6 protein-coding genes are annotated in these 6,000 nt (G+C 50.2%); all 6 read left to right on the forward strand.

Going from position 1 to position 6,000, the window contains the following annotated elements:
* The first annotated feature begins 1 nt into the window (after nucleotide 1).
* A complete protein-coding gene (locus tag HUF13_RS09585) occupies nucleotides 2-2,398 on the forward strand; it encodes a beta-ketoacyl-[acyl-carrier-protein] synthase family protein (RefSeq protein ID WP_304039037.1) in 2,397 nt (798 codons plus the stop codon).
* A 21-nt stretch (nucleotides 2,399-2,419) separates the two neighbouring features.
* Nucleotides 2,420-3,151 carry an SDR family NAD(P)-dependent oxidoreductase gene (locus HUF13_RS09590; protein ID WP_073424025.1) on the forward strand — a complete coding sequence of 244 codons (732 nt, stop codon included), beginning with the start codon at nucleotides 2,420-2,422 and terminating at the stop codon, nucleotides 3,149-3,151.
* Complete coding sequence (fabZ, locus tag HUF13_RS09595; RefSeq protein WP_173389048.1) at nucleotides 3,151-3,594, forward strand: 3-hydroxyacyl-ACP dehydratase FabZ; 444 nt, start codon at nucleotides 3,151-3,153, stop codon at nucleotides 3,592-3,594. Before HUF13_RS09590 ends, fabZ begins: the two co-directional genes overlap by 1 nt.
* 55 nt (nucleotides 3,595-3,649) lie before the next feature.
* Nucleotides 3,650-4,354 (forward strand): lysophospholipid acyltransferase family protein, encoded by a 705-nt coding sequence (locus tag HUF13_RS09600; protein ID WP_173474911.1) that lies wholly within the window; start codon nucleotides 3,650-3,652, stop codon nucleotides 4,352-4,354.
* Nucleotides 4,355-4,356: 2 nt separating this feature from the next.
* A complete protein-coding gene (locus tag HUF13_RS09605; RefSeq protein ID WP_173474912.1) occupies nucleotides 4,357-5,205 on the forward strand; it encodes a patatin family protein in 849 nt (282 codons plus the stop codon).
* A 381-nt stretch (nucleotides 5,206-5,586) separates the two neighbouring features.
* A partial coding sequence (locus HUF13_RS09610) for a Glu/Leu/Phe/Val dehydrogenase dimerization domain-containing protein (protein ID WP_304039038.1) occupies nucleotides 5,587-6,000 on the forward strand: 414 nt, incomplete at its 3' end.

Raw genomic sequence — 6,000 nt, forward strand, 5'->3', positions numbered from 1 at the left:
TATGACATCGAATAACTGTCGTTGTGTTGTTTCGGGCCTTGGCGTCATTTGCGCTGTAGGCAACAATGTTGAAGAAACCTGGAAAAATGCCCTGAATTCCGTCTCCGGTATTCACAAGACCACTTCTCTCGATACCAAGAACTGCTATGCGGACTTGGCTGCCGAAGTAAACTGTGATACATTGGACGATATTGAATGTCCGGACGAAAAAGACCGCGCATCCAAGCTCTGCATCAAGGCTGCAAAAGAAGCCCTGAATGATGCAGGTCTCGGAGATTTTGCCGATAGCAGCCGCGTAAGCGTCATTATCGGTAGCTGCGTGGGTGGAGTCCTCAGCATCGAGAAATACCATTGCGGCGGCAAAGATGTCAATGAAATTCCAAAGATGCCCATTGCAGCAATCGCTTCCCAAGTGGCTGAATCTTGCCATGCGGGTGGCATTGTAACAAACGTGGGCAACGCTTGTGCTGCCGGTACAATTTCTATTGCTCTTGCTTGCGACCTTATCCGCGCAGGTAAAGCTGATGTCGTTATCGCTGGCGGTTCCGACTCCTTTGCTTCTGTTCCGTATTCCGGCTTCCTTTCGCTCCATGCTTTGGACGAAAACGGTTGCTCTCCGTTCAACCACTGCAACGGCATCACCCTCGGTGAAGGCGCCGGCATCGTGATTGTCGAATCTCTGGAACATGCCGAAAAGCGTAACGCCAAGCGTTACTGCGAAATTCTCGGCGCTGGCGTCACAAGCGATGCTCACCACATTACGGCCCCGCGCGAAGATGGCATCTGCCTTCTCGAAGCGATGGACCGCGCCGTCAAGAATTCTGGTATCAAGAAGTCTGACATCGGTTACTTGAATGCTCACGGTACGGGTACAGGCAAGAACGATAACGCCGAAATCAATGCGTTCCACAAGTTCTTCGACGAAGAAAATCCGACCTTGAGTGTCAGTTCGACCAAGGTAATGACGGGTCACTGCCTCGGTGCCGCAGGTGCAATTGAAGCCGTGTTCAGCATCAAGGCCCTCACGACGAACACTGTGCTTCCGACGCTCCATTACACTGCTGAAGATTCCGAAGCCCTCAAGGCCAAGGTCGGCCAGATGGACTACGTGCAGAACACTCCGCGCGCTAAGGAACTCGAATGCGTCATGAGCAACAACGTCGCTTTCGGCGGCACAAACGCAAGCATCGTGTTCAGCAAGAAGCCGGGTGATGTCCGGAGCCAGGTCGCCAAGGACAAGAAAATCGCTGTGACTGGCGTTGGCATTGTAAGCCCGCTCGGCAACAGCAAAGAAGCTTATCTTGAATCTGTCAAGAACGGCAAGCTCCCGGAATCTGCTTCCATCTGCTCCACCGTCACGAACGACGATTACAAGGAACTCGGCATCAAGATGGCTTTTTACCGCAAGCTCGACAATCTGGGACAGCTCCAGACGGTTTCCGGTATGCGCGCCCTCAAGGATGCAAACCTGACGGTCACTGAAGACAATGCCAAGCAGATCGGTATCATCGTGGGTACTAGCGAAGGCGGTCTCGGTGCCACTTACGATTTCCAGGAACTCATTACCGAAGCCGGTAACGCTGGTGGTAGTGCTTTCAAGTTCCCTCATACAGTTTATAATGCCGCTGGTGGCTACCTCTCGATTCTTTCTGGAATCAAGGGCTACGGCGTCACCATCACGACAGGTCCGCTCTCCGGTCTCGATAGCATCGGCTACTCCATGAACGTCATTCACGACGGTCAGGAACAAATCATGATGGCTACGGGTACGGACGAAAACCTCCCGATTATCACCGAATTCTGCCAGAAGTTGAACGTTGCTGCAGATAAGGTTGTGGAACCGTATTCCGATTCTAACGGCTTTGTTGTGGGCGATGGCTCTGTTTCCATCATCATCGAAAACGAAGACTATGCCAAGGCTCGCGATGCCAAGGTTTACTGCTACGCACTCGGTTACGGTAACGGCCGCAAGAACGTGAAGTTTGGTCACATCTCCGGTTCCGACGAAGCTCTTGACCTTGCAATCAAGGATGCTCTCAACGATGCGGGTATCGGCATTGACGAAATTGATGCTGTTTGCGGTTTTGCTAACGGCCTCAAGAAACTCGACGATATCGAAAAGGCCGCATACGCTCGTGTGTTTGGCGACAAACTCGCAAATCTCCCGCTCTTCCAGGTGAAGGAACGCGTGGGTGAAGGCCGTGCCGCTTCTGCCGCACTTGCCGCAGCTGATGCAGCTCTTATGCTCGGCGGCGAACTTGCCGAAGAAAACGCCTACTTTGTTGCAAATGACGGTAGCGTTTCCAAGAAGAAAGTCGCAACGGCCGGCTTTAAGAAAATTTTAGTGACTTCCTTTGCGACGGGCGGTTCTTATAGCGCCGTCGTTCTCGGAAAATAATTTTTTGAAGGAGAATTTATAATGAAAGTTGCAATCGTTACTGGTTCTTCTAAGGGGATTGGTAAGGCATGCGCCTTGCGCCTTGCTCGTGACGGCTACACGGTCGTCGTAAACTATTCTAGCTCTGATGCTGCTGCTCAGCAGACTTTGGACCAAATCAAGTCCGAAGGTGGCGACGGCATGATTTACAAGGCTAACGTTGCCGTGCTTGCTGAAGTCAAGCAGATGGTTCGTGACGTTTTCAAGGCTTATGGCCGTATCGACGTTCTCGTGAACAATGCCGGTATTGTCCGCGACGAATACCTCCTCATGATGAACCCGGACACGCTCGACAAGTGCTTTGACTTGAACGTGAAGGGCTATTTCTACTGTGCTCAGCAGGTGGCCGTCAAGATGTACAAGCAGAAGTCTGGTGTTATCATCAACATGTCTTCTGTTTCCTCTAAGTTTGCTCTCGCCGGTCAGGCTGTTTACAGCGCCACGAAGGGCGCCGTGAACTCCTTTACGCAGACGCTTGCCAAGGAACTTGGCGGTTATGGCATCCGCGTGAACGCTGTTGCTCCTGGCTTTGTTGCAACAGAAATGATCGAAGCCATTCCGGAAGAAACCCGCAAGGGCTACCTCGAAAAGGTGCCGCTCAAGCGCTTTGCTTCTGCTGACGAAGTTGCAAATGTGGTTTCTGCACTTGCATCTGACCAGTTTGCCTATGTAACGGGCCAGGTGATTGTTTTGGATGGAGGTCTTTCTCTGTGATGAACATTTTCCAGATCAGCGAAAAGATTGCCCAGCGTCCGCCGTTCCAGATGATTGAAAAGGTGACGGAACTTGTTCCGAACGAATCTGCGACGGGCATCAAGAACGTTTCCGTGAACGAACCGTATTTCATGGGACACTTCCCGGGCACCCCGATTATGCCGGGTGTCCTCATTTGCGAAGCCTGCGCTCAGCTTTGCTCGCTCGTGATTGAAAAACCTGCTGGCGATCTCGAAAAGAACTTGTACGTTCTCTTGAAAATTGACGGTTTCAAGTTCGTGAAGCCTGTGATTCCGGGCGACCAGCTCGAAATCACGGTCAACAAGACGAAGGGCGGTGGAGTCATCGTCGGCTTTGACTGCGTGGTCAAGGTGAACGGTAACATCCATGCTAAGGGCTCGCTGACCTTTACTAGCATCCCCAAAGAATCTCTGGGCAAATAGCGTTTGTCATGCCGGACACCGATCCGGCATCTCCTTATTAAGTATTGCGTAGTTGATGATTGAGAAAGCGAAAAATATAATTGCTGGTTTGTTCTGGAAGTTGGTGCTTCTCGCTGTTGTTTACGGCGTGCGCACTTACTTGTTGATTTTCTATCGCCCAAAGATGAAGTTCCTTGGGTCGGTCAAGTCGACGGACTTGAAGCAGCCGATGATAATCATTGCAAACCATTCGAGCATGATTGACCCGTTGATGCTGCAGTCCTTGTTTTTCCACAAGCGTAGCATTGTTGTGGCGAAAGATCAGGTGGAAGACCCGCATTTTCATTGGGCTCTTTCACGCTTCAAGAACGTGATCCCTTGCGACCGTTTTAACCTCGATACCGAATGGGCGCTCCTTGCAAAGAAGGAACTTCAAAAGGGCAATTCCGTTATTATTTTCCCGGAAGGCAAGTGCCGTTACGATGGACTCATGAACGAATTCAAGACGGGCTTTGCATTCCTCGCTCGTAGTACGGGTGTTCCGGTTCTTTCTGTGGGCATTGATGGAATTTACAAGATTGGACACCGCACGCAGATTGTGGTGGACGAGCCCGAAACGATTGAACGCGTGAAGGGAATCCCTTCTTCCAAGCATCTTGCTGAATGCAGTGAATATTTCCGCCAGAAAGTCTGGAACTTGAAGCAGATTGCTCTTGGTCAGCAAGGGGCAATTCTCCCTGTCGCTGCAGAAACTCCGGCCGAAATTACCGAGGAGAGCTAATAGTGAAAATTGGCTTGGCTCTAGAGGGTGGGTCGCGTCAGACCATTTTTTCGGCGGGCGTTTTGGATGCCTGGCTGGATGAAGGTATTTATTTCCCGTATATATCGGGGGTAAGTGCCGGTTGCCATGCCGCGATGAACTTTGTCACGCGCCAACGTGGGCGTTTTCGTTATATTATCCAGCCGACGAGAATCCAGCAAGGGTCAGATCATGCCAACCGCATTCTCGACGGAATTCAGAAGGAATGCAACGCTCTCCATTACAATGCGGCGTATGGTAATATGCCGTTTGATTTCCACTTGTTCTTCGGTTCTGGTGTGGAATGCGAATTTGGCCTCACGTGTTGCGAAACAGGTCGTTCGGAATTTTTCCAGGAATACATGAGCGAAAAGCGCCTGCTCGATATTGTCAATGCCAGCAGTGCCCTTCCAATGCTTTTCCCGATTGCGCAAATTGATGGTAAGCACTATGTGGACGGTTGCGTGACGTCTCCGATTCCGTTCCAGCGCGCTTTTGAAAAGGGCTGCGACAAAGTTGTTGTTGTTTCGACGCATTATCCCGGCGAAATTGTGACGGACTTCCGCAAGTACCGCATGATTTTGAACCCTATGTTCAAGCGCAAGTATCCGGACCTTTTTCGTGCGCTCATGTTGCGTTACAAGCGTTACGAGAAAATGTTTGCCGAAATGGAAAAACTCGAAAAATCAGGTGAAGTCTTGATTTTTCGCCCGGAAAGGGAAGTCTGTGACCTCTTCGCTACGGACCGCACTTTGTTAGACGATTCCTACAATATGGGGTATGAATACGCGAAACGCCGTATGGGTGACCTCAAAACGTTCATGGAAATCTAATAGACTCTCGTCATCCTGACGTCGAAGGCCCGCCTCTGCGCGGGCTTTTTTGCTATGTCATGCCCGCTGGAGCCTGTCCTGAGCAAAGTCGAAGGAAGCGGGCTTCTCCATCTTGTTTCGCAAAAAAACATCATCATGAATGTAAAACTTTCGTTACTAAAAGTCGTAAGGTATATAAACTTACAAAAATGTAGGTTTTTGTAATGTGAACCCTCGTTTTTTTGCGAAAAAAAGCAATTGATAAATCTGAAAAAAATACAACTTACAAAATTGTAAGAAATTGAAGTTTTTTGACCGCTTTTCACATTTTGTGCGTGCTCTTTGCTATCTTTACAACCGTTGAAAAACTATAACATCTAACTCTCAACGGAGATATAAAAAATGGCAATTAAGAATGCTTACCTTCAGAAGGTTTATGAAAAGGTCGTTGCACGTGATCCGGATCAGGCTCTCTTCCACCAGGCTGTCCGTGAATTCCTCGAATCCCTCGACCCAGTCCTCGAACAGGACAAGTCTTGGGAAACCAACGGCGTGATCGACCGCCTCGTCGAACCGGAACGCGTGATCACTTTCCGTGTACCTTGGCTCGATGACAAGGGTAACGTTCAGGTCAACCGTGGCTACCGCGTGCAGTTCAACTCCGCTATCGGTCCTTACAAGGGCGGTATCCGTCTCCGTAACGAAGTTACTCTTTCCATGCTGAAGTTCCTCGGCTTCGAACAGATCTTCAAGAACAGCCTCACCACGCTCCCCATGGGCGGCGGCAAGGGTGGTTCCGACTTCGATCCTAAGGGC

It is taken from the genome of Fibrobacter succinogenes (assembly GCF_902779965.1).
In the GTDB taxonomy this organism is placed as follows: Bacteria; Fibrobacterota; Fibrobacteria; order Fibrobacterales; family Fibrobacteraceae; genus Fibrobacter; species Fibrobacter succinogenes_F.